The sequence below is a fragment of the Geodermatophilus sp. SYSU D00663 genome (assembly GCF_054050655.1).
In genome coordinates this window covers 1-25318 of sequence record NZ_JBJGZT010000012.1, presented here as the reverse complement: position 1 = coordinate 25318, position 25318 = coordinate 1, and the positions used below count along the sequence as shown (strand labels likewise).

Sequence of the window (25318 nt, the reverse complement as noted above, 5' to 3'; positions counted from 1 at the left end):
ACTGCCGATGCGGGTGGCGTGGACACCGAGCAGCGCACCGTCCTGGTCACCGGGTGCTCCTCCGGGCTCGGCCTGGAGACCGCCGTCGAGCTGGCCCGCCGCGGCCGGCACGTCGTCGCCTCGATGCGCGACCCGGGCCGGCGGGCGGCGCTCGACGCCCGCACCCGCGAGGCGGGGCTGGAGCCGCTCGACGTCGTCCAGCTGGACGTGACCGACGCGGAGTCCTCCCGGCGGGCGGTGGAGGAGACCCTCGGCCTCACCGGTGGCCGGCTCGACGCGCTGGTGAACAACGCCGGCACCGCGAGCGGGGGCGCGTTCGAGGACACCGACGAGGACGAGTGGCGCCGGGTCCTCGACACCAACCTGCTCGGCGCCCTGCGGCTCACCCAGCTCGTGCTGCCGGTCATGCGGCGGCAGCGGTCCGGGCGGCTGGTCCTCGTCTCCAGCGACTCCGCCCGCTACGGCAACCCCGGGCTGTCGCTGTACTGCGCGTCGAAGTGGGCGCTCGAGGGCTGGGCGGAGTCCCTGGCCTACGAGGTCGAGCCGTTCGGCGTCCGGGTGGTGCTGGTCGAGCCGGGCAACTACGACACCGCGATCTGGGCGACGACGCCCCGTGTCACCCCGCCCGGCAGCCCCTACACCGGCCTGCTGCGGACCGTGGAGCGGTTCGTCGAGGAGGAGCACCTCCCCCGCTCGCGCGACCCGCGCGAGGTGGCCCGCGCCGTCGCCCGCGCCCTGGACGCGGACCGCCCGCGGTTCCGGGTGACCGTCGGGCCGGACGCGAAGCTGGCCGCGGTGTTGGACAAGGTGCCGTACCGGGTGGCGGCCGCCGCCGTCCGCCGGGTCACCGGCCTGCACCGCTGGAAGCCCTGAGCTCCGCGGGCGGGTCCGCCGCCCGCGGCGCAGGCTGAACCCGTGCGACGTCCCCTGCTGACCGCCTCGACCGCCGTCGGGCTGACCGCCCTGGTCGGCTCGGCCGGGACCGACGTCGGCTCGTCCTGGTACCGCGGGCTCGACACGCCGCGCCGGCAGCCACCCGGCCCGGTGTTCGGGATCGCGTGGACGGCGCTGTACGCGCTGCTGGCGTTCGCCGGCGGACGCCTCCTGGAGCGGGGCGACCCGGCGGACGCCCGGGCCCTCGCGGGCAACCTCGTGCTGAACGCGGGCTGGACGTGGGCCTTCTTCCGCGCCCACCGGCCCCCGCTGGCGGCGGCGGAGGCGGCGCTGCTGGCGGCGTCGACGGCCGACCTCACCCGGCGCGCCGGCCGGGTGGACCGCGCCGCCGGTCGGGCCCTGCTCCCCTACGCGGCGTGGACGGCGTTCGCGACGGTGCTCAGCGCCGAGATCGCCCGCCGCAACCGCCGCTGACCGGTCTCATCCGCCCGCGGCCTCGGCGGCGACGTCCACGAGGGCGTCGAGCACGCGGCGCACGACCAGCCGCTCGGCGGTGTCCGGCCGCAGCAGCGCGTCGACCTGCCGTCCGGCCCGCACCCCCGCCAGCGGCAGCAGCCGCACGCCGGGGTGGCCGCCGCGGGTGAACCGCGGCAGCAGCGAGATCCCGTGACCGGCGGCCACCAGCGCCTCGACGACGGAGAAGTCGTTGATCCGGTGGGTGATCCGCGGCGCGGTGCCCGACCCCGCGGCGACGGCGGCCAGCACGGTGGCGACCGGGAAGCCCTCGCGGACGGCGATCCAGTCCTCGCCCACCAGGTCCCCGGGCCGCACCCGCGACCGGCCGGCCAGCGGGTGGTCGCGGGGCACGGCGACGTCGAGCGGCTCGCGCAGCAGCGGGACGACGCGCAGCCCCGGGGCGGGCCACTGCGTGCCGTCGGGCCGGTGGGCGACGACGACGTCGACCCGGTCGGTGAGCGCGGGGAACTCGTCGAGCGCGACGTCCTCGTCCGAGCACTCGACGGTGATCCCGCCGAGCTCGCGCACCCGGGTGAGCAGCGGCGGCAGCAGCAGCTGGGCACCGCTCTGGAACGCCGACACCCGCACGGTGCCCTCGGGACGCTCGAGGAAGGCGGCGCAGGCGGCCCGCGCCCGTTCGACGGCGACCGCGACGTCGACCGCCGCCTCGGCCAGCGCCTCCCCCGCCGCGGTCAGCCGCAGCCCGCGCCCGACCCGCTCCGTGAGCGGCACCCCGGCCTCCCGCGAGAGCGCGGCCAGCTGCTGGGACACCGCCGACGGCGTCAGGTGCAGGACGGCGGCCGCGGCGGTGACGCCGCCCTGCGTCCGCACCGCGCGGAGGGTCTGCAGCGCGCGGACGTCCATGCAGCGACGCTACATCGTCGTGTCACGAGATCTCGCTGGTGCTGGAAGGTTGCAGGGCGCACGCTCGACGGCGTGCCGACCCGCGACCGCCTGCTCGCCCTCCTCGTGGCCGTCGTCTGGGGACTGAACTTCCCGGCGATCCACCTGTCGCTCGAGCAGTTCCCGCCGTTCTTCCTCGTCGCGCTGCGGTTCGCGCTGGTCGCCGTCCCGACGGTGCTGCTCGTGCCGCGGCCCGGCGTCCCGTGGCGGTGGGTGCTCGGGTACGGCACCGGCTTCGGCGTCCTGCAGTTCGTCTTCCTCTACGTCGCGATGGACACCGGCATGCCGACCGGCCTCGCCTCGCTGGTGCTGCAGTCCTCGGCGCCGTTCACGGTCGTGCTGGCCGGGCTGCTGCTCCGTGAGCGGCTGACGGGGCGGCAGGCGGCCGGGGTCGCGCTCGCCGTCGTCGGCCTGGCCGGCATCGCCGTCCACCGGGCCGGGTTGGACGGCGGCGCCACGCTGCTGCCGGTGCTGCTGACGCTGTGCGGCGGGCTCGGCTGGGCGCTGGGCAACCTGTGCAACCGGCAGGCGCGCCCGGCCCGCCCGTTCCGGCTGATGCTCTGGATGACCGTCGTGCCGCCGCTGCCGATGCTCGCGCTGTCGCTGGCGACCGAGGGCCCGGCCCGCATCGGCGCGTCGTTGACGACGCTCGGGACGACGACGGGGCTGCTCGCGCTGGCCGGCCTGCTGTTCACCGTCGTGGTCGCCACGCTGCTCGGCTCCGGCATCTGGACGGCGCTGATGAGCCGGCACCCCTCGGGCACCGTGGCCCCGTTCTCGATGCTGGTGCCCATCGTCGGGATGGGCTCGGCGTGGCTGTTCTTCGGCGAGCGGTCGCCGCTGGTCGAGCTGGCCTGCGGCGCCCTCGTCGTGGCCGGCGTCCTGTTCGGCAGCCGGCCGCCCCGGACCCGGCCGGCACCTCGCGTCCTGGAGCACTCCACCGCCTGACCGGACCAGCCCTGCACCGCGCTCCGGGACCGACCTCGACCTGCCGCCGTGCCGAACGCCCGGTCCCGGCCCTCTCCCGGGGGGTTCCCGCGACACACGGGTGAACAGCACCGACATTCGTGGACGTACGGAACGGCCCGGGTCAGGATTGAGGGCGCAGTGACAGCTCAGGGGGAAGCGTCCATGGACAAGAGGCGACGCGGGGTCCGATCCGCCCGGTTGATCCCGGGGCTCGGCGCCAGCGCGTGCGCGCTCGGGATGGCGGCCGCGCTGGCCGCGGTCTCCGGGCCGCCGGTCGCGGGTGCGGTCGGAGCGGACACGACGTCGGCCGACGCCGAGGCCCGGCGGGGCGGTTCGGGCGACGACGGCCTGCCCGAGGGCGGCCCGCTGGTGATGCCGAGCATCGGCGTCACCGCGCCCGGGTTCGAGGACGGCTGGGCCCCCGCGGCCGCCACCCGGGCCACCCCGGACGACGACGCAGACGACTCCTCTCCCGGCACCCTCCCCCGGAACTCGTTCCCGCGCGGGTCCAGCGACGACCGGTCCCTGCCGACGGAGGTCCCGTTCGATCCCGCGCCCCTCGACCCCGCGCCCCTCGACCCCGCGCCCGCTGTCCCGGCCCCTGCCACTCCGGCGCCCCGAGCGCCCGCCCCGGCCGCCCCGGCTCCCGTGGCTCCCGCGGTCGAGGCGCCGGCGGACCGGCCGGCTCCGGTCGAGCAACCGCCCGCCGAGCAGCCTCCCGCCGATCAGCCTCCCGCACCGGCGGACCCCGCGCCGCCGGCACCGGAGCCGGGCGAGGAGCCACCCGCGGACCAGCCGCCGGTCGAGCAGCCGCCGGTCGAGCAGCCGCCGGTCGAGCAGCCCCCGGTCGAGCAGCCGGTCGAGGAACCGCCCGCCGAGGACCCGCCCGCCGAACAGCCGCCGGTCGACGAGCCGCCCGCTGACCAGCCGCCCGCCGACGAGCCGTCGTGCGGGGACACCGGGACCACACCGGACCCGGCCACCGACCCGACGGCCGCCCCGACCACGGACCCGACGACGGATCCGGCGGCGGCCCCGGCCACCGACCCGGCCACCGACCCGGCCACCGACCCGGACGCCACCACGCCCGGGTGCCCGCCGGTCCCGGCCTGCCCCGAGCCGCCTGCCGACCCGTCCACCGCGGAGTCCCCCGAGCCCCCGGCGCCGGAGGGGCGCACCGCGGCGGAGTCCCCCGCCGGCGAGCCCGCCCCGGCTCCCTGAGCCGGGCGCGGACCGCTCAGTCCAGGTCCCGGACGTACCAGACCTCGCGCAGCCGCCGGCCTGCCCACTCGCGCTCGAGCACCTCGCCCGTCGGCCGCCACCCGGCCCGCTCGTAGAAGGCGCGCGGGCCGGCGTTGCGCTCCTCGGTGCGCAGCCGGGCGCGGTCCCACCCGGCCGTCCGCAGCAGGTCCAGCACGGCCGCCAGCAGCGCCCGCCCGGTGCCCCTGCCCTGCTCGGCGGGGTCCACGTAGAGCAGCGCGACCTCACCGGTCGCGACGTCGGCCCGCCCGAACCCGACGACGACGCCGTCCCGCTCGGCCACGAGGAACCCGTCCGCGGCCACCCGCTCCCGCCAGAGGGGCACGTCCGGCTCGGCCAGGACGTCGCCGAGGAACGCCGACCACGCCGCCCGCCCGGCCCGCGCGTGCACCCCCGCGACGGCGGCGGCGTCCGCGGGACCCGCCGGCCGGATGACCACCTCGCCCACGGCCGCAGTCTGACCCCGCCGGGCGGCGCGCTGGGGCACAGCCGAGGATGGGGCGTGCCCATCGACGCCACCACCAGCTACACCGCCGCCCCCGACCGCGTGTTCGCCGAGCTCACCGACGAGGTCTTGCTGCGCGAGGTCGCCCAGGCCCTGGACGCCGAGGTGCACGAGGTCTCGAGCGAGGCGAACGGGGCGGGCACCACCACCCGGGTGCGGCTGTCGGCGCCGACGACGGGCATCCCGCCGGTCTTCGCCCGCTTCGTGGGCAGGACGGTCCCGGTCACCGAGACCACCACCTGGCGGCCCGACGGCGACGGCGGCTACCGCGGCGCCCTCGACCTGCGCGCCGAGATCATGGGCCGCGAGGCGCGGGTCACCTGCGAGCGCCGGCTGACCCCCGCGGCCGGCGGCGGCACCCGCGCCACCGTGACCGGCGACGCCAGGGTCGACGCCCCGCTCATCGGCCGTCAGGCCGAGGGCGCGGTCCGCGACCTGGTCACCCAGGTCGTGCTGCGGCGCGAGCACGAGGTGCTGCAGCGCCGCCTCGGGGAGAGCTGAGCTCAGGGCGCGTCCGAGCCCCAGCGCGCCACGTCGCCGCCGGCGCCGTCGACGAGCACGTACTCCGCGGCACCGGGCGGGTCCTCCGCGCGGTGGCGGGCGACGACGTCGACGGCCTCGGTCTCGGCGGCGGTCGCGTCGGCGGCGTCCCACTCGTGCAGGACGGCGCCGTCACCGGTGGTCAGGCGGAACTGCGGCATGGCCGGACGGTAGCCGCGGGCGCCGCCCACTGCCTGCTCACGCCAGTCCGGCCAGGGCGCGGACCAGCACGTCGCGGGTGTCCGCGGGGTCGACGACGTCGTCCACCTCGAACGCCGACGCCACGTTGAGCGCCCTGCCCTGCGCGTAGGACGCCGCGACCAGCTCGGCGAACCGGGCGTCGCGGTCCCCGGGCGGCAGCGCCGCCAGCTCGCGCCGGTACCCGAGCCGCACCGCCCCCTCCAGGCTCATCGGCCCGAACTCGCCGGTCGGCCAGGCCAGCGTGAGCAGCGGGACCTGCAGGTCGCCGCCGAGCATCGCCATCGCGCCCAGCCCGTACGCCTTGCGCAGCACCACCGCCAGCAGCGGGACGCGGAGCTGCGCCCCGGCCACGTACAGCCCGCCGAAGCGGCGCACGGTGCCGGTGCGCTCGGACTCCGGGCCGACCATGAACCCGGGGGTGTCCACCAGCGACACCACCGGCAGCCCGGCCGAGGAGCACAGCCGCAGGAACGCCGCGGCCTTGTCCGCCGACTCGCCGTCGATCGCCCCGCCGAGGTGCCGCGGGTCGTTGGCCACGAACCCCACCGGCCGCCCGTCCAGGCGGGCCAGCGCGGTGACGATCCCGCGCCCGAACGACGGCCGCAGCTCCAGCACGCTGCCGTCGTCGGCGAGCGTGGCGACCACCGGGCGCACGTCGTAGCTGCGCACCCGGTTGGCCGGCAGGGCCGTCCGCAGCGGCCGCTGGTCGGCGGCCTCCCCCGGCACGACCCGCCCGGTCAGCAGCCCGACCGCCTGCCGCGCGGCGGCCACGGCCGCGGCGTCGTCGGGCACCACGACGTCGACCACGCCGTTCGCCGCCTGCACCGCCGTCGGTCCGACGTCCTCCGGCGCGACGACGCCCAGCCCGCCGGCCTCGATCATCGCCGGGCCGCCCATCCCGATGCTGCTGTCCGCGGTGGCGATGACGACGTCGCAGCAGCCGACCAGCGCGGCGTTGCCGGCGAAGCAGTACCCCGAGACGACGGCGACCGTGGGCACCCGCCCGGCCAGCCGCGCCATCGTGGTGAAGGTCGGGACGTCGAGCCGGGAGAAGCCACCGCCGTCGGTGTCGCCGGGTCGTCCGCCGCCGCCCTCGGCGACCAGCACGACGGGCAGGCCGCGCTCGGTGGCGACCTCGAGCAGCCGGTCGGTCTTGCGGTGGTTGGTGCGGCCCTGGGTGCCGGCCAGCACGGTGTAGTCGTAGACGAGGACCGCGCACGGCACGCCGCCGACCTCGCCGACGCCGGTGACCATGCCGTCGGCCGGCGTCCGCGCGACCAGCTCCGCCAGCGTCCGCCGCGCCCGCTGGGCGGCGATGCCGAGCTGGCCGTACTCGACGAAGGTGCCCTCGTCGACCAGCGCCGCCACCGTCTCCCGCGCGGTCATCCGCCCCGCCTCGTGGCGGCGGGCGACCGCCTCGGGCCGGGCGTCGTCGAGGGTGGCGGCGCGCCGCTCGTGCAGCTCGGCCAGCTCGGGGCGGACGGCGTCCGGGTCCTCCCCGCCCGGCCCGCCCCCGGCGTCGCCGGCCTCGCCGGGGACGACCCCGCCGAGCACCGTCCCCGCCGTGACGACGTCGCCGACCCGCACGGCCAGCCCGGTGACCACGCCGGCGGCCGGCGCGGGCACGACGTGCTCCATCTTCATCGCCTCGAGCACCAGCAGCGTCGCCCCGGCGGCGACGGCGTCGCCGTCGGCGGCGGCCACCTCGACCACCGCGCCCGACAGCGGCGCGGTCACCGGGAGCACGCCGTCGACGGCCGCCGCGACCTCGGCCGGGCGGTCGGGCACCAGCCCGGCCAGGCGCGCGTCGACGAGGTCGGTGGTGGCGCGGCCGCCGGCCACCTCGGGGAGGTCCAGCAGCGCCGCGAGCAGGTCCGCGTTCACCGGCACCCCGGCGACGTCGAGCTCGGCCAGCGCGCGGCGGCAGCCGGCCAGCGCCCGCGGCAGGTCGCGGTCGGCGACGACCACCTTGGCCAGCAGCGAGTCGTAGCGCGGGCCGACCTCGTCGCCGGCGACCACGCCGGTGTCCACCCGCACGCCGCGCCCGGTCGGCGGCACGAACCGCTCCAGCCGGCCGGCGCCGGGGTGCACGGTGCCGTCGGGCAGCAGCGTCTCGGCGTTGACCCGCGCCTGCACGGCGGCCCCGCGGGACGGCGGCGGCGCGGACAGCCCGAGGTCCGCCAGCGTCGCGCCCTCGGCCAGCCGGATGCCGACCTCGACCAGGTCCAGCCCGGTGACCTCCTCGGTCACGGTGTGCTCGACCTGCAGCCGCGGGTTGACCTCGAGGAAGGCCACCTCGTCGCCGCGAACCTCGTCGTGGCGGACCAGGAACTCCACGGTGGCCAGCCCGCGGTAGGCCAGCGACCCGCACAGCGCGGTGGCGTACCCGGCCAGCCGGGCGCGCAGGCCGTCGTCGAGGCCGGGCGCGGGCGCGACCTCGACCAGCTTCTGCCGCCGCCGCTGCAGCGAGCAGTCGCGGTCGCCGAGGGCCACCACGGCCGCGCCGTCGCCGGCCACCTGCACCTCGACGTGCCGGGCGCCGGTCAGCAGCCGCTCGACGTACACCGCGCCGTCGCCGAACGCCGCCCGCGCCTCCGAGCGGGCCCGCTCCAGCGCGGCGGGCAGGTCCGCGGGGTCGCGCACCGGGCGCATCCCGCGGCCGCCGCCCCCGGCCACCGCCTTGACCATCCCCGCGCCGCCGTCGCCCAGGCCGGCGAGGAAGGCGGTCGCGGCGGCGAGGTCGGTGTCGCCGTCGGTGGCGGCGAGCACCGGCAGGCCCAGCTCGCCGGCGCGGGCGCGGGCGGCGGTCTTGTCGCCGAGCAGGGCGAGCGCGGCGGCGTCCGGGCCGACGAACGCGATCCCGGCGTCCGCGCAGGCGCGGGCCAGGTCGGGGCTCTCGGCGAGGAAGCCCCAGCCCGGGTGCAGCCCGTCGGCGCCGGCGCGGACGGCGGCCCCGACGACGGCGCCGACGTCCAGGTACGCCGCCGGTCCGGTCCCGGGCAGCCGGACGACCTCGTCGGCGCGGCGGGCGTGCAGACTCCCGGCGTCGTCCTCCGGCGCGACGGCGACGGTGGACAGGCCCAGGGCGGCGGCGCTGCGGAACACCCGGACGGCGACCTCGCCGCGGTTGGCCACCAGCAGGCGGGTGATGCTCATCGGCGCCGGAGTCTAGGTGGCGCCGGTCACGCCGCGACGCCGTCCCGGGGAGCGGACCGCGCCGTCGGCGGGCAGGCTGCGGTCATGACGACGCCTGAGCCGGACCAGCCGCAGCCGCGCGACATCGCCCTCGAGATGGAGGACGCGGAGACCGAGGCCTCCCTGGAGGCGCAGAGCGACCCGGAGCCGGCGCAGGACGGGACCGACTGAGGGCGGGACGCCGGCTCCTCCACCGGCGTACCGTCCGCCCATGTCCGCCGACACGGGTGCAGGGCGGCTGGTCGCCGGCCGCTACGCGGTCACCGGGATGCTCGGCCGCGGCGGGATGGGCGTGGTCTGGAGCGCGACCGACCAGGTGCTGGGCCGGCCCGTGGCGCTCAAGGAGGTGACCTTCCCGGCCCACCTCGGCGACGACGAGCGCGCGGCGCTGCGCGACCGCACGCTGCGGGAGGCCCGGGCGGCGGCGCGGCTGGTGCACCCGTGCGTGACCACGCTCTACGACGTCGTCGAGGAGGACGGCCGGCCCTGGCTGGTCATGGAGCTCGTCGACTCCCGGAGCCTGCAGGAGATCGTCGAGCGGCAGGGCCCGCTGCCCTGGCCCACGGTGGCCCGCATCGGCCTCGACGTGCTGGCCGCGCTGGAGGCCGCGCACGCCGCCGGGATCGTGCACCGCGACGTCAAGCCGGCCAACGTGCTCGTCGGCCGCGACTGCGCGGCGCACCTCACCGACTTCGGCATCGCGGTCGCCACGGGCGGGCCGTCGATCACCACGTCAGGGGCGATCATCGGCTCGCCGTCCTACATGGCGCCGGAGCGGGCGCGGGGCGAGGAGCCCGGCCCGGCGGTGGACCTGTGGTCGCTGGGCGCCACGCTCTACACCGCCGTCGAGGGCCGGCGGGCCTTCGACCGGCCCGAGTCGATGGCCACGCTGCTGGCCGTCGTCTCCGAGGACCCCGCGCCGGCCGAGCGGGCCGGCCCGCTGGCGCCGGTGCTCGAGGGGCTGCTGACCAAGGACCCCGCGCGGCGCTGGGACGTCGCGCGGACGCGCGCCGCCCTGCAGGCCCTGGCCGAGCGGGCCGGGCCGGCCGCGGCGCCGGCGTGGACCCCCGCCGCCGAGGACCCCGGCACCCGCCACGACGGCCCGCGCCTCGCCCCCGGGGACCGGGTCGAGCGCTTCGACCTCGAGGACCTGCGCGGGCTGGCCGCGGTGCTCGGCACCGTCGCCCGCGACGCCCGGGACCAGGCGCGGTACCTCGCCGACCGGCGCCGGGAGCGGCGCGCCGAGCGGCACGCCCGGGCCGCCGCTCCCCCGCCGGCACCACCCCCGCCCCCGCCCCCGCCGCGGCCGGCGCGGCGGCGGCGGTTCCGGCGCCGCTGGGTCGTCGTGCCGGTGCTGATCGCGCTGCTCGCCGTGCTGGCCGCCGTCGGCGGGCTGCTGGCGCTACTGGCCGCCGCGGTCGGCGTGTGGTGAGCGGTCCAGCCGCGTGACGTCCAGCCGCTGCGCCGCCACGTAGTACAGCGTCGCGCCCTGCGGGACCGGGGTGTCCCAGGCGGGGCTGACCCGCAGGTCCTCGGCGGTCCGCAGCGCCAGCACGGTGGCGCCGTGGTCGCGGCCGAGGGCGGTCTGCCACTCGCCGAACGTCCGCGGCCGCGCCCCGGCCGGCACGCGCAGCGAGTAGGTGTTGCCGTGCCCGCCCGCCGTCATGAGCTCGTTGTAGATCTCGGTCAGCCCGGGGTCGGCCGCCTCCTCCGACAGCAGGAAGGGCATGTGCCACTGCACGACCTGCACGCCGGGGTTGACGTAGCGGAGCGTGTCGCGCCGGCCCAGGTCGCGGACCGCGGCGACCATGTGCACCCGCGGGTTGGCGTGGTCGACGGCGACCGCGATGGCCAGGGTCTCGTTGTCGTCGCGGCCGTCGACGACGACCGTGCGGGCGCGGGCCACGCCGGCGCGGTCCATGACGTCGGCGTGCGTGAGGTCGCCGCGGACGAAGGAGACCGCCGCCTCCTCGGGCATGGGGTTCACCGTCACGTCGTCGTGGGCGCACAGCGCGATGCGGGTGCCCGGCTCGACGGTCAGCTCGGTGACGATCCGCTCGGTCCGCCCCGGGGTGTAGCCCAGCACGACGACGTGGTCCCGGAGGTCCAGGCCGACCACTCCTCTCAGTCGCCTGCCCCGCGCGGTCTGCAGGGCGGTGGCCAGCTCGGTGAACAGCAGGGTCAGCGTGACGATCCCGCCGACGACGACGTAGGCGCCGACGACCCGGCCACCGACCGACGACGGGTACAGGTCGCCGTAGCCGACGGTCGCGGCGGTGATGACGAAGTACCACCAGTAGCTCTCCGGCGCCGCGATGCCGGTCCCGGCCGGCTCGACCAGCGCCATCGCCGCCCAGCTGGTGAGGAACACCAGCAGGATGACCGCCAGCGGCAGGCGCCAGCCCGAGAGCCGGACACGGAGGGCGCGGAGCAGCCGCTGCAGGACGAACACCAACGGGCTGGCTCCCTCGACGGCCGGGCGGACACCGCAACCTACCGTCGGCCGGCGCCGGCAGGCGTCCCCCGCGAGCGGGACGGGTAGCGGCCGCTCATGCGGACCCGTGACCTGCTCACCTACGCCTACTCGCAGATCGGCGAGACCCTGCACGCCGCCGTCGAGGGCCTGTCCCCCGAGCAGCTGGCCGAGCGCGTCGGCCCGGACGCCAACCCGGTCGGCTGGCTGGCCTGGCACCTGCTGCGGGTGCAGGACGGCCACCTCGCCGACGTCGCGGGCACCGAGCAGGTGTGGACGGCGCAGGGCTTCGCCGGCCGGTTCGGCCTGCCCGTCGACGACGCCGCCACCGGCTACGGGATGAGCACGGAGGAGGTGGCGTCGGTGCGGGTGCCCTCGGCGGAGCTGCTGCTCGAGTACGCCGACGCCGTCGCCGCCCGCAGTGCGGAGTTCCTCGGCGGGCTCACCGACGACGACCTCGACCGCGTCGTCGACGAGCGGTGGGACCCGCCGGTGACCCTCGGCGTCCGGCTGGTCAGCGTGCTGTCCGACGACCTGCAGCACGTGGGGCAGGCGGCCTACGTGCGGGGGCTGCTCGGCGCCTGACCCAGGACGCGGGCGGCGAGCTCCTCGAGGACGGCCGCGGGCTCGGCGAGGCAGCGGGCGACGTCGGGCTCGGCCTCGGTGAGCGCGTGCGCGGCGGCGAACCCGGCGGCGGCCAGCTCGTCGGGGTCCAGCGCGACCCGGCCGGCCAGCCCCACGCACGGGACGCCGGCCCGCCGGGCCCGGGCGGCGACCACGGCCGGCGCCTTGCCGCGCAGCGACTGCGCGTCCAGCGACCCCTCGCCGGTCACCGCCAGGTCCGCGCCGGCCAGCGCGTCGTCCAGCCCGACCAGGTCGGCGACCAGCTCGGCGCCCGACCCGACCGAGCAGGTCAGGACGGCGGCCACCCCGGCCGCCGTCCCCCCGGCCGCGCCCATCGCCGGCCGCCCCTCCAGGTCGATCCCGAGGTCGCGGCGGACCACCGCGGCGAACCGCGCCAGCGCCGCGTCGAGCTGCGCGACCTGCTCCGGCGTCGCGCCCTTCTGCGGCCCGTAGACCGCGGCCGCGCCGGACGGGCCGGTGAGCGGGTTGTCGACGTCGGTGGCCACCCGGACCTCCAGGCCGTGCAGCCGCGGGTCGCGGGTGCCGGCGTCGATCCGCGCGAGGTGCGCCAGCCCGGCGCCGCCGGGCGGGACGTCGCGGCCGTCGGCGTCGAGCAGCCGCACGCCGAGCGCCTGCAGCAACCCCGCGCCGGCGTCGGTGGTGGCGCTGCCGCCCAGGCCCAGCACCACCCGCCGGGCGCCGGCGTCGAGCGCGGCGAGCAGCAGCTCCCCCACGCCGCGGGTGGTCGCGGTCGTCGGTGCCGGCTCCGCGAGCAGCCCGAGCCCGGCCGCGGCGGCGAGCTCGACCACCGCCGTCGTCCCGTCGACGGCGAACGTGGCGCGCACCGGCCGGCCGTCGGGGCCGCCGACCGTCGTCGTCACCGGGCGGTACCCGGCGCGCACGGCGGCGGCCACCGTGCCCTCCCCGCCGTCGGCCACCGGGCGGGCGAGCACCTCGGCGTCCGGGTGCACCCGGGCCAGCCCGCGGGCGACGGCGTCGGCGGCCTCGGCCGCGGTCAGCGTGCCCTTGAATGAGTCCGGGGCGACGACGATCCGCACGCCCGGCAGCATGCCCTGCCCGCGCGTAGCGTCGGGCCGTGCCTGAGACCGCGAGCACCGACTTCTACGCCCTGGAGGAGCTGCTCACCCCCGGGGAGGTCGAGGTCCGCGACCGCGTGCGCGCCTGGTGCGACAAGGAGGTGACGCCGCGGATCAACGACTACTGGGAGCGTGCCGAGTTCCCCTTCGAGCTGGTGCCCGGGTTCGCCGAGCTCGGCATCGCCGGGGGCACGGTGCAGGGCTACGGCTCGCCGGGGATGAGCGCCGTCGCCGCGGGCCTGGTGGCCGCCGAGCTCGCCCGCGCCGACGGCAGCATCGGCACCTTCAACGGCGTGCACAGCTTCCTCGCGATGCAGTCGATCGCGATGCTCGGCTCCGAGGAGCAGAAGGAGCGCTTCCTCCCCGAGATGGCGCGGATGGAGAAGATCGGCGCCTTCGGCCTGACCGAGCCGCGCCACGGATCGGACGCCGTCGCCCTGGAGACCAGCGCCCGCCGCGACCGCGACGCCTTCGTCCTCGACGGGCAGAAGAAGTGGATCGGCAACGGCTCGATCGCCGACTACGTGCTCATCTGGGCGCGCGACGAGGGGGGCGCGGTCGGCGGGTACGTCGTCGAGAAGGGCACGCCCGGCTTCAGCGCGCGGGTCATGACCGGCAAGACGGCGCTGCGGGCGGTGTGGCAGGCCGAGATCAGCCTCGACGGCGTCCGCGTGCCGGCGGAGAACAAGCTGGCGAACTGCCGCTCGTTCAAGGACGTCTCCACGGTCCTCGACCGCACCCGGTACACCGTCGCGTGGCGCGCGCTGGGCGTGGCGACGGCGGCCTACGAGCTGGCGCTGGCGCACTGCCTGCACCGCGAGCAGTTCGGCCAGCCGATCGCGGGCTACCAGCTGGTGCAGGAGAAGCTCGCGACGATGCTCGCCGAGATCACCACCATGCAGCTGATGTGCTGGCGGCTGTCCAGCCTCGCCGACGCCGGCCGGATGACCGCGGCGATGGCGTCGCTGGCCAAGCGGCACTGCTGCGCCACCGCCCGGCGGATCGTGGCCGACGCGCGGGACCTGTTCGGCGGGGACGGGATCCTGCTCGAGCACCACATCGCCCGGCACCACGCCGACATCGAGGCGATCTACACCTTCGAGGGCACCGACCACGTGCAGGCGCTGATCGTGGGCCGGGAGATCACCGGCCTGTCGGCGATCAGCGGCCGGCGGCGCTGACCGCCGCGGTCAGCCGGCTCGGCTGAGGAGGGCCCGCTCCCAGGCCGGCCCGGACAGCCGCCGGCACTCCGGGCAGCCGGTGCGCCCGGCGCCGAGGCGCTCCCACCGCTGGTGGCCCCAGATCTGCACGATCGACCCGCAGAGGGCCAGCTCCACCTCGCCGTCGCGCTCCGCCGCCGGCCGCACCGACGAGACGGCGTGCCACGGGGTGCGCCGGGTGGCCGGAGTGCCCTGGTCCCAGCGGTCCGGACGGGCGAATCCGACCGCCAGGGAGTCCACACGCTGTTGATGTCCTGGACGGTTCCGTATCAAACCGCCCTCCGGGAACCGGCGACGCGCCCGCGCCCGGCACCTCGAGGGCGCCCGCGGCGTTACCGTCGGGGAGTCTGCGGAGCGGAGGAGCGACGACGGTGGAACCTGTCAGCCTGGTCATCGGTGCGGCACTGCTGGCCGCGGGCTTCGTGGCCGGCCGGCTCGGGCGCCGTCGTCCCGCGGGTCCGCCGCCGAACCCGACGCCGGTGTGCGGCTGCGGGCACACCCTGAGCCAGCACGACACCGAGACCAACACCTGCTACGCCGAGCTGCGCCGCGACACCTTCGACCGGCGCGGCCGGTTCGCCGGTCACACCTGGGTGCCGTGCACCTGCCGGCAGTACGTCGGCCCGCGCCCGATCGACGAGGTCTTCGTCCCCCGCATCCTGCCGCCGTCCGACTGAGGCGGGCGCCCGCCGTCGGGACTCGCGCGGACCGGACCGGTGTACCCGCGCGGCCCGTCCGGGCGCCCGCGGTGGGCCGCCGGCGTCCGACGGCCCCTGGTGCCCGGCCCCCCGTCGACTCGATCACGGAGTCGCGGCGGCGACACCCCGGTAGGTGACGGCGTGGCGCCGCCGGAGGTCCGCGATCGCGGGGACGGGTGCCCCCGCGGGCATCAGGCGGGTGGGTCCGCGAGGTCGGTGAGCGCGGTGACCAGCGCGGCGACCCGGGCCGGGCCGAGCTCGGTGGTCAGCGCCGCCTCGTGCGCGGACACCAGCGCCTCCAGCCGGTCCAGCCGGGTGCGGCCGCGGGCCGACAGGTGCACCCGCACGCGGCGGCCGTCCCCGGGGTCGGGCAGCCGGTAGGCCAGCGCGGCGTCGACCAGGCCGTCGACCATCCGGGTGGCGGTGGGCGCCGGGACGCACAGCGCCGCGCACAGCTCGCTCATCGTGCGGCCCGGTCCCGAGGCGAGCGCGCGCATCAGCCGGTAGGTCTCCGGCGTCGCGCCGTCCTCGGCGAGCACCGCCCCGACGCCGCGGGCGACCCGCCGCGAGACGACGGCCAGCAGCTCGACCAGCGAGGCGGCGGGCGCGGCGGGCACCGCGGTGCCCGTGGCCTGCTGCTCGACCGCCATGCCCGCACCATACTCAGGAGGTGCCCGGACCGACCGCCCCGATGGAGGCGTGGGAGGCGGCCGTCGTCGACCGGTCCCCCGACGTCGTCCGGATCGGGCTGGCCGTCCCGCTGACCGGGCCGCTGGCGATGACAGCGCCCTCCGCGCTGGACCTGGCCGCGCTCGCCGCCGACGAGGTGACCGAGGCCGGCGGGGTCGGCGGGCGCGCGGTGGAGCTGGTCACCGTCGACGCCGGGCGCCGCCCCGCGGAGGTGGCCGCCGACGTCGCCGCCCTGCACGCCGCCGGCGCGGTCGACGTCCTCGTCGGGTTCTCCACCAGCGACGTCTCCCGCGCGGTCGCCGCCGCGCTGGCCGGGCGCGCCGGCTACGTGTTCACCCCGCCGCACGAGGGCGGGCGCGGGTCCCGCGGGGCGCTGCGGATCGGCGCGTCCCCGCCGGCCCAGCACGCGGCCGCGCTCACCTGGCTGGTGCGCCACCGCCGGGCGAGGCGCTGGGTGCTGCTGGGCACCGACTACGTGTGGCCGCAGGCGGTGCACCGCGCCGCGCGGTCGGTGCTGCACGACCTCGGCGCCGAGGTCGCCGGCGAGCTGCTCGTCCCGTTCGGCCCGGCCGACCCCGGCCCGGCGCTGGACCTGGTCCGCCGCACCCGCGCCGACGCCGTCCTGCTCAGCCTGGTCGGCCGCGACCTGGTCGCCTTCAACCGCGCCTTCGCCCGGGCCGGGCTCGACCGCCGCGTCGTCCGGCTGTCCGGCGCGCTCGAGGAGAACGGCCTGTACGCCGTCGGCGGCGACGGCTCCGGCGAGCTCTACGCCTGCATGCCCTCGTTCGCGGCGGCCGACGGCGCCGGCGACGAGGGGCAGCTCGCCCTGCAGGAGCGGCTCGCCGCCCGGGTGGGGCCGAGCGCGCCGGTGGTCTGCGCCTACGCCCGCGGCGTGCACGACGGCGTCCGCACCGCCGCGCGGCTGCTGGAGACCGGCACGCCGGAGCCGCCGCGCATCCCCCGGCCCCGGCTGGCGCGCGCCGACGGGCTGGTGTTCCGCGAGGTCGGCGCGCGCGACTGACCCCCACTGCTTCCGATCGGAAGCAACGGGGCCTACCCTCCCCGCGTCCGGCCCCGAGCCGGCCGAGAGGAGGAGTCGTGACCGACCCCCGCACCACCCCGTCCGCGCACGCCACCGGGAGCACCGGTGCCGGCGCGGTCCCGGCAGCCGGAGCCGCCGGCGTCGAGGAGTTCGGCTACCGCCAGGAGCTCAAGCGCTCGCTGACGTTCACCGACCTGCTGGTCTACGGCCTGGTCTTCATGGTGCCGATCGCGCCGTTCGGCATCTTCGGCAGCGTCTTCCAGGGCTCCGGCGGCATGGTCGCCCTCGCCTACGCGATCGGCGGGCTGGCGATGGCCTTCACCGCGGCGTCGTACTCGCAGATGTCCCGGGCGTTCCCGATGGCCGGCTCGGTCTACACCTACGCCGGCCGCGGCATCGCCCAGCCGGTCGGCTTCATCGCCGGCTGGATGATCCTGCTCGACTACGTGCTGGTCCCGGCGCTGCTCTACCTCATCGCCGCGATCGCCATGAACTCGATCGTCACGTCGATCCCGGTGTGGGTCTGGCTGATCGGCTTCGTCGTCCTCAACACCGCCGTCAACTACTTCGGCATCGAGTTCACCGCGCGGGTCAACAAGATCATGCTGGTGGCCGAGCTGATCGTGCTCGCGATCTTCCTGGTCATCGGCGTCGTCGCGCTGGCCTCCGGCGAGGGCCGCGGCTTCGACTTCACGCCGATCTACAACAGCGACACGTTCTCGCTGGAGCTGGTCTTCGGCGCGGTGTCGATCGCGGTGCTGAGCTTCCTCGGCTTCGACGGCATCTCCACCCTCGCGGAGGAGAACCGCGACTCGGCCCGCTCGATCGGCAAGGCGATGATCGCCGCGCTCGCGCTGGCCGGGACGCTGTTCATCGTCCAGACCTGGGTCGCCGCGCTGCTGGTGCCCGACCCCGACACCCTCATCGCCGAGGGCGACGCCGCGGGCACCGCGTTCTACGACGCCGCGGAGGTGGCCGGCGGCGCCTGGCTGGGCACCCTGACCGCCGTGGCGACGGCGATCGCCTGGGGTTTCGCCAACTCGCTGGTGGCCCAGGCGGCCACCTCGCGGCTGCTGTTCGCGATGGCGCGTGACCGCCAGCTGCCCGGCTTCCTGCGCAAGGTGCACCCGACCCGCCGCGTGCCGGTCAACGCCACCCTCCTCGTCGCGGCCGTCTCCCTCGTGCTCGGCCTGTACATGGAGCAGCGCGAGGACGGCATCACGCTGCTGTCCACCCTGGTCAACTTCGGCGCGCTGTCGGCCTTCCTGCTGCTGCACGTCGCCGTGGTCGTGCACTTCGTCGGTCGCCTCAAGAGCCGCAACTGGTGGCTGCACCTGGCGGTGCCGGTCCTCGGGTTCGGCATCCTGGCCTACGTCGTCTACAACGCCCAGGTCGCCGCCCAGGAGCTCGGCTTCGTGTGGCTGGCCATCGGCGTGGTGCTGATGATCGTCCTGATCGCCACGGGCCGGAGGCCCGAGATCCGAGCGGAGGAGAGACTGTGACGGCGTCCCTCGAGATCGTCTCCCTGGAGCCGACCCCCGACCAGCTGCGCTACTCCTTCGGCGGCGGTGAGCCGCTGCTCACCGTGGCGCCGGGCACGGTGGTCGAGCTGACCACCGAGGACTGCTACGGCGGCAAGGTGCGCAGCGTCGAGGACCTGCCGAGCCAGGTGTGCCACTTCCCCTTCCTCAACCCGGTGAGCGGGCCGATCGCGGTCGAGGGGGCCGAGCCCGGGGACACCCTGGCGGTGCACCTGGTCGACGTCGCGCCGGCGCGCGACTGGGCGGTGTCCAGCACGTTCCCGCACTTCGGCGCGCTGACCACCACCCACTCGACGGCGATGCTGCACGAGCCGCTCGAGGAGCTGGTCTGGCTCTACGAGGTCGACCGCGAGCGGGGCACCTGCCTGTTCCGCCCCCGCCGCGGCGGGCCGGAGGTGGAGCTCCCGCTCGACCCGATGCACGGCACGATCGGCGTCGCGCCGGCCGCGGGCGAGGTGTTCGCCAGCATCACGCCCGGCGCGCACGGCGGGAACATGGACACCCCCGAGGTGCGGGCCGGCACGACCGTCTACTTCGGCGTCAACGTGCCCGGCGGGATGCTCTCCCTCGGCGACGGGCACTGCCGGCAGGGCGAGGGCGAGGTCTGCGGCACCGCGGTCGAGTCGGCGATGCGCACGGTCGTCGTCGTCGACCTGGTCAAGGGCGGCGGGCCCGCCTGGCCGCGGCTGGAGACCGACGAGTTCCTCATGTCGACCGGGTCGGTCCGGCCGCTGGAGGACGCCTACCGGATCAGCCAGCACGACCTGGTGACCTGGGCGGCCGAGCTCGCCGGCTGGGACGAGCTCGACGCCCTGCAGCTGGTCAGCCAGGCGGGGCTGGCGCCGGCGGGCAACGTCGTCGACACCAACTACACGATGGTGGCCAAGCTGGCGAAGCGGTACCTGCCCGGCGCGGTCGCCGCCGACGGCGTGCACGAGCGGCTGCGCGCCACCGCGGCGGCCTACCTGCAGGAGCGCTGACCCCGCGCCCGGGACCCGCCTTTCGCGCGCGGAAGGCGAGTCCCGGGCGCCCGGCCGGGTAGCGGTGTCGCAGACCCGCCACCGCCGTCGGAGGGACGACCGTGACCGACGCCCCCAACAGCCCGGAAGCCCGCCGCCGCCTGCTCGCCGCCACCGAGCCCGTGCGGGCGGCGGCCAGCGCCGGCGCGCTCGCGCTGACCTACCCCCTGCTGCGCGGCGCACCCCGCGGCGAGCCGCACGGGGTGCTCGTGCTGCCCGGCCTGATGGCCTCCGACGTCTCCACCGCGACGCTGCGCCGCTGGCTGCGCGGCCTGGGCTACCCGGTGGTCGGCTGGGAGCTCGGCCGCAACCGCGGCCCCACCAAGGAGATCACCGACGAGCTGCCCCGGCTGGTGCAGCGGCTGGCCGACCAGCACGCCGGCCCGGTGAGCATCGTCGGGCAGAGCCTGGGCGGCATCTACGCCCGGCGGCTGGCGCTGCGCGTGCCGCGCCTGGTCCGCCAGGTGATCAGCCTCGGCTCGCCGTTCGGGCTGGCCGGCGGCCCGCCCGACGACAGCCCCGGCGCCCGCGCCTACGCCCGCTACCGCCACCTGCACGCGGTGCCGCGCGGCCGGGGCGGCCTCACCGGCGGCCTGCCGGTCCCGAGCACCGCGGTGTACTCGCGCTGGGACGGCGTCGTCGACTGGCGGGCCTGCCGGCAGACGCCCGGGCCGCGCGCGGAGAACGTCGGCGTGCACGCCAGCCACCTCGGCATGGGCCACGACCCGGCGGTGCTGTGGCTGGTGGCCGACCGCCTGGCCCAGACCCGCGACGGCTGGCGGCCGTTCACCCCGCCGGCCCGGCTGCGGCTGCTCTACACGAGCGAGGACGACGTCACCGGCTGACGGCGTCGCGCCCGCAGCACCGCGTCGGCGGCGTGCGCCGATCCGTGCTCGTGCCCGCGCGCCGCGCGCGGCCGCGCCTCGGCCACCTGGACCTCCCAGTCGCCGGGGTCGAGCACCGCGGCCATCTGCCCGCCGGTGGCGTACCAGTCGGGCAGGCCCGGCCGCTGGATGCCGTAGGCGACGTCGCTGCCGTCGTGCATGGTCACCAGCAGCGTGCCGCCGGGCGCCACCGCCGACGCCAGCGTCCGGAGCACGGCGTCGCGGGTGCCGGGCGGGAAGTGCAGGAACGAGGCGGTCACCAGGTCCCACCGCTCCTCGCCGGGCTGCCACGAGGAGACGTCGACCTCGCGGGTCTCGAGCGACACCCCGGCCGCCTCGGCCGCCGCGGCCGCCCGGTCGAGCGCGGTGCGGGAGAGGTCGAGCGCGGTCACCGTCCAGCCGCGGCGGGCCAGCCAGACGGCGTCGCCGCCCTCGCCGGCACCGGCGTCCAGCGCGCGGCCCGGCGGCAGGTCGGCGGCCTCGGTGGCCAGGACGTCGTTGACCCGGCCGCTCCACACGCCGGAGTCGTGCGTGCGGTAGCGCTCCTCCCACCACTGCGCGCCGTACTCCGGGTCGCTCATCGCCCGGATGACGTCGACGGCGGCCCGGGTGTCCTCGGCGACCAGGTCCGCGTTGATCTGCGCGCCGGCCCCCAGCCCGGCCGCCGCGGCGCCGATCACCTGGGCGCTCGGGTCCGCGACGTTGCCGGCCGCCCACACGCCGGGCACCGCGGTGGCGCCGCGGGCGTCGACCGGCACGTGCGAGCCGACGACCGCCTCTCCCATCCGGAACGGCTGGGTCTCCAGCCCCAGCCCGGCAAGCACGGCCGAGCGGGCGGTGAACCGCGGGGCCACGACGACGGCGGCGCGCGGCACCACCTCGCCGCCGGCCAGCCGGACGCCGGTGAGCCGGCCGCCCTCGGTCTCCAGCGCCGCGACCTCGCCGCGCACCACGCGGACGCCGCGCGCGGCCAGCGCCTCGGCGGTGGCGTCGTCCGGCTCGGGCGCGGTGTGCAGGAAGAACACGACGTCGGCGCTCCACTGCCGCCACATTTGGGCCTGGTGCAGCGACATCGGGCCGGTGGCGACCACCCCGACCGCTCGGTCGCGCACCTCCCAGCCGTGGCAGTAGGGACAGTGCAGGACGTCGGTGCCCCAGAGCTCGCGCACCCCCGGGATGTCGGGCAGCTCGTCGGTCAGGCCGGTGGTGACCAGCAGCCGCCGCGCGCCGAGGACCCGCCCGGAGGCGAGCTCCACGGTGAAGGCGCCGGCCGCCCCGCCGACCGCGGTGACCGTGCCGTCGACCAGCACCCCGCCGTAGCCCGCCACCTCGGCCCGCCCGGCGGCGAGCAGGTCGGCCGGGGGCGTGCCGTCGCGGCCCAGGTAGTTGTGCATCTCGTGCGCCGGCGCGTTGCGCGGCGTCCCCTCGTCGACGACGGCGACCGAGCGCCGCGCCCGCCCCAGGGCGAGGGCGCCGGACAGGCCCGCCGCTCCCCCGCCGATGACCACCACGTCGTACGTCTCGTCCATGCCGCCCACGGTGCACCCGCCGTCGCGGATCAGGCAAACCCCTTTGCCATACTGGCAACGTGACCGATCCCGACGCGGACCTCGACGCCGTCCTCGACGCGGTGGGCCCGCGGCTGCGCGACCTGCGCCGGCAGCGCGGCGCGACGCTGACCCAGCTGTCCGAGGACACCGGCATCTCGGTGTCCACGCTGTCCCGGCTGGAGTCGGGGCAGCGCCGGCCCACCCTGGAGCTGCTGCTGCCGCTGGCCCGCGCCCACCAGGTGCCGCTCGACGAGCTGGTCGACGCCCCCGAGACCGGCGACCCCCGGGTGCGGCTGAAGCCGATCACCCGGCACGGCGCCACGTTCATCCCGCTCACCCGCCGCCCCGGCGGCCTGCAGGCCTACAAGCTGGTGCTGCCGCCGCGCCGGGGCGGGGAGCCGGGCGAGCAGCGCTCGCACGAGGGGTGGGAGTGGGTCTACGTGCTGTCGGGCCGGCTGCGGCTGCTGCTCGGCGACACCGACGTCGTCCTCTCCGCCGGTGAGGCGGCCGAGTTCGACACGCGCACGCCGCACTGGCTGGGCAACGCCGACGACCGGCCCACCGAGGTGCTCGCCCTCTTCGGCCCGCAGGGCGAGCGCGTGCACGTGCGCGCCGCACCCCGCGGCCGCTGAGCGCTGGACGGGCCCCCGGCGGGTCAGACGGCGCGGAGCACCGCCGGAGCGACGGGCCGGAGCCGCAGCCAGGGCAGCAGCTCGGCGGCGGGCATGGGCCGGCTCAGGTGCCAGCCCTGGACCAGGTCACAGCCCATCTCGCGCAGCAGCTCCCAGGTGGCGGCGTCCTCCACACCCTCGGCCACCACCTCCAGCCCCAGGTGCCGCCCGAGATCGGTGACGGCGCGGACGATCGCCACGTCCTCGGAGCCGTTCTGCAGTCCCGTCACGAAGCTGCGGTCGATCTTCACCTCGTGCACGGGGAGCCGCTTGAGGTAGGAGAGCGAGGAGTACCCGGTGCCGAAGTCGTCGACCGACAGCCGCACCCCCAGGTCGCGCAACTGGTGCAGCAGCGCGATGGCACGGGCGGGATCGGCCATGACCGAGCCCTCCGTCACCTCCAGGGTGAGCCGCCCCGCGGGCACGCCGTACCGCGCGAGCAGCCGGGCGACCTCGTCGACGAGGTCGGCGTCGTGCAGGCTGCGCGCGGACAGGTTGACCGCGATGCCGAGGTCGTGGCCCGCGGCCCGCCAGGCCGCGCAGGCGGCCAGCGACCGGTCGAGGACGCGGGTGGTCAGCGCGCCGATCAGACCCGTGCGCTCGGCGATCGGCACGAACTCCTCCGGGGAGATCCGCCCCGTCTCCGGGTGGTCCCAGCGGACGAGCGCCTCGACGCTGACGACCTCGCCGGTGGTCGTCCGCGCCTGCGGTTGCACGTGCACCTCGATGCCGCCGGTCGCCAGTGCGGTGCGCAGCTCCGAGACCAGCGCGAGCCGGCGCGGGTCGCCGGTGTCCAGGTCGGGCGCGTAGACGCGCAGGCCGCGTGCGGTGCCCTTGGCGTCGTACATCGCGACGTCGGCCCGCTTGAGCAGGCCGGCGGGGTCGGTGGCGTGTGCCGGCGCCAGGGCGATGCCCAGCGACCCACCGACCTCGACCTCGAGGCCGTCGAGGGCCACGGGCTGCTCGAGGGCCCGCAGCAGCCGCCGGCCGAGCCGGACGGCACGGTCCTCGTCGGCGGTGTCGGTCACCAGGACGGCGAACTCGTCGCCGCCCAGCCGGGTGACCGTGCCCGCCTCGCCGACCGCGGACACCAGCCGGGCGGCCACCTCGACCAGGAGGGCGTCGCCCTGCTGGTGGCCGAGCGTGTCGTTGACCTCCTTGAAGCCGTCGAGGTCGAGGATCATCACCACCGCGCCGGCGGAGCGGCCGTCACGGACGTCGTCGAGCGCGGGGGCGAGCCGGCGCTGCAGGAACGCGCGGTTGGGGAGTCCGGTGAGGGCGTCGTGCAGGGCGTCGTGCCGGAGCCTGTCGACCAGCTCGCCGTTCTGCAGCGCGACGCTGGCGTGGTTGGCGACGGTCTCGAGGAGCAGCACGTCCGACTCGTCGAAGGTCCGCACGTCGCCGAGCCGGTCGGTGACGACGAGGACGCCGACCGTGCCGGCCCCGCCGCGCAGGGGAACGGCGATCGCCTCGTGGGCGGCGCGGGCGGCCAGCCATGCGCGCGCCGGGGTGTGCCGGGTCGTCCGCGGCAGGAGCTGGGCCTCGTCGCCGCCGACCACCGCCTGCAGCAGCCACTCGTCCACGGGTGTCCGTGGCTCCTCCGACCGCGAGAGCCGGCCCGAGGGCCCCAGCAGGACGCGGGCGACCTGCCCGCCGCCCGGGGCGGGGAAGACCACCTCGGCGCGCTCGGCCTTGAGCAGCTCACGTGCCTCGCCGAGGACGTTGCCCAGGACCACGTCGATCTCGGGCGAGCTGGTCACCGCCTGGGTGAAGCGGTAGAGCCGCTCGAGGTTGAGGTGCCGGTCGCTGAGGGCGGCGTAGGCGCGGTAGGCGGCCAGCAGCCCCGCGGCGGCCAGCAGCAGGAGGACGGCGCTGCGGACGTCGGCCGCCAGGCTGGTGACGGCCACGAGGGCGACGGCCACCACCATCGGCGCGACCGCCTGCCCGGTCACCGCCTCGCGGGCCAGCGCCGCGGGCCGCAGCCCGCCCTCGAACACGGCGATCACCAGGCCGATGGCCACGATGCCCACGGCGTTGGCCAGCAGGGCCGCGAGGAGCGCGGCCAGCCACAGCAGGGGGCTCCCCTCCCCCAGGTGACCGACGGCGCCGAAGACGAGGACCGCGATCCCCGTCTCGGCCCCGGCGAGCGCGAGGTTGAAGGTGGTCTTGAGCGGTGCCGACCGGCGGTGGAACAGCAGCACCGCCGCCGACCCCACGAGGCGCCCGGCCAGCAGGGGGAGCGGGCCGGCGAAGAAGAGGCCGAGCACGAGGGGGAACTCGCTGACGGCGACCGTCTGGGCCTCGCGCTTGACCTGGATGTGCAGCACGGTGGCCTCGGTGGCCGCGAAGCCGAGGGCCAGGACCCACCACGGGAGGGACAGCCCGCCGTGCGGGCCGGTGTGCAGGGCCGGGGCCACGGGCGCCGCCCACAGCGCGAGGCCGGTCAGTGCGACGAGCGCGGTCGTGATGCCCAGCACCCACAGCGTGGGCCGGGACGGGCGCCGCCCCGCGTGCCCGCCGGTCTCCTGGTCGTCCACGTGTCGTCTCCTCGGTGGGGGTTCCTCCCCCACGACGACGGCAGGGCGGGGTGCGACCTGCAGTCGCACCCCGCCCTGGTCACCCGGGAGGGTCAGCCGCGGCGCGAGGGGCCGCGGCCCGCCCGACCCCACGTCCGCGTACCGCGCGGCGGACCGGCCGGTGGCCGCCCGCGAGGGGGCCGCGGCCCGGGGGGGGCGGGGGGGGGGGGGGGGGGGGCGGCGGCCCCCCCCCCCGTCACGGCCCCGAAGCCCGCCCCCCGTCCCCCGCAGCACAACCCCACGTCCCCCA

The 25318-nt window shown here is 77.2% G+C and carries 25 protein-coding genes; 15 read left to right on the top strand and 10 right to left on the bottom strand.

Annotated elements, in window-relative coordinates; all coding sequences use genetic code 11:
• Positions 1–18: 18 nt before the first annotated feature.
• Together ACI79Z_RS11130 and ACI79Z_RS11125 are read left to right on the top strand one after the other, a co-directional pair.
• Entirely contained in the window at positions 19–873 is an 855-nt protein-coding gene (locus ACI79Z_RS11130; protein ID WP_456902649.1) for an SDR family oxidoreductase, read from the top strand.
• Positions 874–915: 42 nt separating this feature from the next.
• Positions 916–1368 (top strand): TspO/MBR family protein, encoded by a 453-nt coding sequence (locus ACI79Z_RS11125; protein WP_456902648.1) that lies wholly within the window; start codon positions 916–918, stop codon positions 1366–1368.
• A gap of 6 nt (positions 1369–1374) precedes the next feature.
• On the opposite strand, the gene ACI79Z_RS11120 is transcribed toward ACI79Z_RS11125, so the two are convergent.
• Positions 1375–2274: a LysR family transcriptional regulator gene (locus ACI79Z_RS11120; protein WP_456902647.1), complete on the bottom strand. Its 900-nt coding sequence runs from the start codon at positions 2272–2274 to the stop codon at positions 1375–1377.
• Positions 2275–2346: 72 nt separating this feature from the next.
• On the opposite strand from ACI79Z_RS11120, the gene ACI79Z_RS11115 reads away from it, so the two are divergent.
• Positions 2347–3261, top strand: coding sequence for an EamA family transporter (locus ACI79Z_RS11115; protein WP_456902646.1), 915 nt, complete (start codon positions 2347–2349; stop codon positions 3259–3261).
• 219 nt (positions 3262–3480) lie between these two features.
• Positions 3481–4503, top strand: coding sequence for a hypothetical protein (locus ACI79Z_RS11110; RefSeq protein ID WP_456902645.1), 1023 nt, complete (start codon positions 3481–3483; stop codon positions 4501–4503).
• A gap of 16 nt (positions 4504–4519) precedes the next feature.
• Here ACI79Z_RS11110 and ACI79Z_RS11105 read toward each other — a convergent pair whose 3' ends face one another.
• On the bottom strand, positions 4520–4990 hold the full coding sequence (locus ACI79Z_RS11105; RefSeq protein WP_387984911.1) for a GNAT family N-acetyltransferase: 471 nt from the start codon (positions 4988–4990) through the stop codon (positions 4520–4522).
• A gap of 54 nt (positions 4991–5044) precedes the next feature.
• Here ACI79Z_RS11105 and ACI79Z_RS11100 point away from each other — a divergent pair, with 54 nt between their 5' ends.
• Positions 5045–5548, top strand: a complete 504-nt coding sequence (locus tag ACI79Z_RS11100) for a DUF2505 domain-containing protein (protein WP_456902644.1) — start codon at positions 5045–5047, stop codon at positions 5546–5548.
• A gap of 2 nt (positions 5549–5550) precedes the next feature.
• Here ACI79Z_RS11100 and ACI79Z_RS11095 read toward each other — a convergent pair whose 3' ends face one another.
• Positions 5551–5748: a hypothetical protein gene (locus ACI79Z_RS11095; protein ID WP_387984917.1), complete on the bottom strand. Its 198-nt coding sequence runs from the start codon at positions 5746–5748 to the stop codon at positions 5551–5553.
• A 37-nt stretch (positions 5749–5785) separates the two neighbouring features.
• Complete coding sequence (locus ACI79Z_RS11090; RefSeq protein WP_456902643.1) at positions 5786–8944, bottom strand: carboxyl transferase domain-containing protein; 3159 nt, start codon at positions 8942–8944, stop codon at positions 5786–5788.
• Between the two features lie 84 nt (positions 8945–9028).
• Here ACI79Z_RS11090 and ACI79Z_RS11085 point away from each other — a divergent pair, with 84 nt between their 5' ends.
• Together ACI79Z_RS11085 and ACI79Z_RS11080 are read left to right on the top strand one after the other, a co-directional pair.
• On the top strand, positions 9029–9154 hold the full coding sequence (locus ACI79Z_RS11085; protein ID WP_387984923.1) for a hypothetical protein: 126 nt from the start codon (positions 9029–9031) through the stop codon (positions 9152–9154).
• A gap of 40 nt (positions 9155–9194) precedes the next feature.
• Complete coding sequence (locus ACI79Z_RS11080) at positions 9195–10415, top strand: serine/threonine-protein kinase (protein ID WP_456902642.1); 1221 nt, start codon at positions 9195–9197, stop codon at positions 10413–10415.
• Here ACI79Z_RS11080 and ACI79Z_RS11075 read toward each other — a convergent pair.
• Positions 10386–11435: an NAD-binding protein gene (locus ACI79Z_RS11075; RefSeq protein WP_387984929.1), complete on the bottom strand. Its 1050-nt coding sequence runs from the start codon at positions 11433–11435 to the stop codon at positions 10386–10388. The two genes, ACI79Z_RS11080 and ACI79Z_RS11075, sit on opposite strands and share 30 nt — an antisense overlap.
• A gap of 99 nt (positions 11436–11534) precedes the next feature.
• Here ACI79Z_RS11075 and ACI79Z_RS11070 point away from each other — a divergent pair, with 99 nt between their 5' ends.
• A complete protein-coding gene (locus ACI79Z_RS11070) occupies positions 11535–12041 on the top strand; it encodes a mycothiol transferase (protein WP_456902641.1) in 507 nt (168 codons plus the stop codon).
• Here the strand turns inward: ACI79Z_RS11070 and ACI79Z_RS11065 are convergent.
• Positions 12014–13138, bottom strand: a complete 1125-nt coding sequence (locus ACI79Z_RS11065) for a glycerate kinase (RefSeq protein ID WP_456902640.1) — start codon at positions 13136–13138, stop codon at positions 12014–12016. The two genes, ACI79Z_RS11070 and ACI79Z_RS11065, sit on opposite strands and share 28 nt — an antisense overlap.
• A 38-nt stretch (positions 13139–13176) precedes the next feature.
• On the opposite strand from ACI79Z_RS11065, the gene ACI79Z_RS11060 reads away from it, so the two are divergent.
• Positions 13177–14358: an acyl-CoA dehydrogenase family protein gene (locus ACI79Z_RS11060; RefSeq protein ID WP_456902639.1), complete on the top strand. Its 1182-nt coding sequence runs from the start codon at positions 13177–13179 to the stop codon at positions 14356–14358.
• Between the two features lie 9 nt (positions 14359–14367).
• Here the strand turns inward: ACI79Z_RS11060 and ACI79Z_RS11055 are convergent, their stop codons facing one another.
• Positions 14368–14637 carry a hypothetical protein gene (locus tag ACI79Z_RS11055; RefSeq protein ID WP_456902638.1) on the bottom strand — a complete coding sequence of 90 codons (270 nt, stop codon included), beginning with the start codon at positions 14635–14637 and terminating at the stop codon, positions 14368–14370.
• 131 nt (positions 14638–14768) lie between these two features.
• Between ACI79Z_RS11055 and ACI79Z_RS11050 the strand changes: the two genes are divergently transcribed.
• Positions 14769–15074, top strand: a complete 306-nt coding sequence (locus ACI79Z_RS11050) for a hypothetical protein (RefSeq protein WP_387984944.1) — start codon at positions 14769–14771, stop codon at positions 15072–15074.
• A 212-nt stretch (positions 15075–15286) separates the two neighbouring features.
• Here the strand turns inward: ACI79Z_RS11050 and ACI79Z_RS11045 are convergent, their stop codons facing one another.
• Positions 15287–15745: a MarR family winged helix-turn-helix transcriptional regulator gene (locus tag ACI79Z_RS11045; protein ID WP_456902637.1), complete on the bottom strand. Its 459-nt coding sequence runs from the start codon at positions 15743–15745 to the stop codon at positions 15287–15289.
• Positions 15746–15765: 20 nt separating this feature from the next.
• Here ACI79Z_RS11045 and ACI79Z_RS11040 point away from each other — a divergent pair, with 20 nt between their 5' ends.
• From ACI79Z_RS11040 to ACI79Z_RS11025, 4 genes are all read left to right on the top strand, one after another.
• The gene (locus ACI79Z_RS11040) at positions 15766–16806 is read left to right on the top strand and encodes an ABC transporter substrate-binding protein (RefSeq protein ID WP_456902636.1); all 1041 of its coding nucleotides are present in this window, start codon (positions 15766–15768) and stop codon (positions 16804–16806) included.
• Positions 16807–16883: 77 nt separating this feature from the next.
• Positions 16884–18329: an APC family permease gene (locus tag ACI79Z_RS11035; protein ID WP_387984954.1), complete on the top strand. Its 1446-nt coding sequence runs from the start codon at positions 16884–16886 to the stop codon at positions 18327–18329.
• Positions 18326–19348 carry an acetamidase/formamidase family protein gene (locus ACI79Z_RS11030; RefSeq protein WP_456902635.1) on the top strand — a complete coding sequence of 341 codons (1023 nt, stop codon included), beginning with the start codon at positions 18326–18328 and terminating at the stop codon, positions 19346–19348. The genes ACI79Z_RS11035 and ACI79Z_RS11030 overlap by 4 nt, the downstream gene beginning before the upstream one ends.
• A 101-nt stretch (positions 19349–19449) precedes the next feature.
• Positions 19450–20232, top strand: coding sequence for an esterase/lipase family protein (locus ACI79Z_RS11025; protein ID WP_387984960.1), 783 nt, complete (start codon positions 19450–19452; stop codon positions 20230–20232).
• Here the strand turns inward: ACI79Z_RS11025 and ACI79Z_RS11020 are convergent.
• Positions 20202–21800: an FAD-dependent oxidoreductase gene (locus ACI79Z_RS11020; RefSeq protein ID WP_456902634.1), complete on the bottom strand. Its 1599-nt coding sequence runs from the start codon at positions 21798–21800 to the stop codon at positions 20202–20204. The genes ACI79Z_RS11025 and ACI79Z_RS11020 overlap by 31 nt on opposite strands.
• 59 nt (positions 21801–21859) lie before the next feature.
• Here ACI79Z_RS11020 and ACI79Z_RS11015 point away from each other — a divergent pair, with 59 nt between their 5' ends.
• On the top strand, positions 21860–22453 hold the full coding sequence (locus ACI79Z_RS11015; RefSeq protein WP_387984966.1) for a helix-turn-helix domain-containing protein: 594 nt from the start codon (positions 21860–21862) through the stop codon (positions 22451–22453).
• A 23-nt stretch (positions 22454–22476) separates the two neighbouring features.
• Here ACI79Z_RS11015 and ACI79Z_RS11010 read toward each other — a convergent pair whose 3' ends face one another.
• Positions 22477–25029 carry a putative bifunctional diguanylate cyclase/phosphodiesterase gene (locus ACI79Z_RS11010; protein WP_387984968.1) on the bottom strand — a complete coding sequence of 851 codons (2553 nt, stop codon included), beginning with the start codon at positions 25027–25029 and terminating at the stop codon, positions 22477–22479.
• Between the last annotated feature and the right edge of the window lie 289 nt (positions 25030–25318).

Excerpts from the sequence above, each read along its gene's own strand:
- ACI79Z_RS11085 (WP_387984923.1), top strand. The coding sequence starts at position 9,029 with ATGACGACGCCTGAGCCGGACCAGCCGCAGCCGCGCGACATCGCCCTC.
- ACI79Z_RS11045 (WP_456902637.1), bottom strand. The coding sequence starts at position 15,745 with ATGGCGGTCGAGCAGCAGGCCACGGGCACCGCGGTGCCCGCCGCGCCC.
- ACI79Z_RS11020 (WP_456902634.1), bottom strand. The coding sequence starts at position 21,800 with ATGGACGAGACGTACGACGTGGTGGTCATCGGCGGGGGAGCGGCGGGC.
- ACI79Z_RS11095 (WP_387984917.1), bottom strand. The coding sequence starts at position 5,748 with ATGCCGCAGTTCCGCCTGACCACCGGTGACGGCGCCGTCCTGCACGAG.
- ACI79Z_RS11070 (WP_456902641.1), top strand. The coding sequence starts at position 11,535 with ATGCGGACCCGTGACCTGCTCACCTACGCCTACTCGCAGATCGGCGAG.
- ACI79Z_RS11080 (WP_456902642.1), top strand. The coding sequence starts at position 9,195 with ATGTCCGCCGACACGGGTGCAGGGCGGCTGGTCGCCGGCCGCTACGCG.
- ACI79Z_RS11120 (WP_456902647.1), bottom strand. The coding sequence starts at position 2,274 with ATGGACGTCCGCGCGCTGCAGACCCTCCGCGCGGTGCGGACGCAGGGC.
- ACI79Z_RS11090 (WP_456902643.1), bottom strand. The coding sequence starts at position 8,944 with ATGAGCATCACCCGCCTGCTGGTGGCCAACCGCGGCGAGGTCGCCGTC.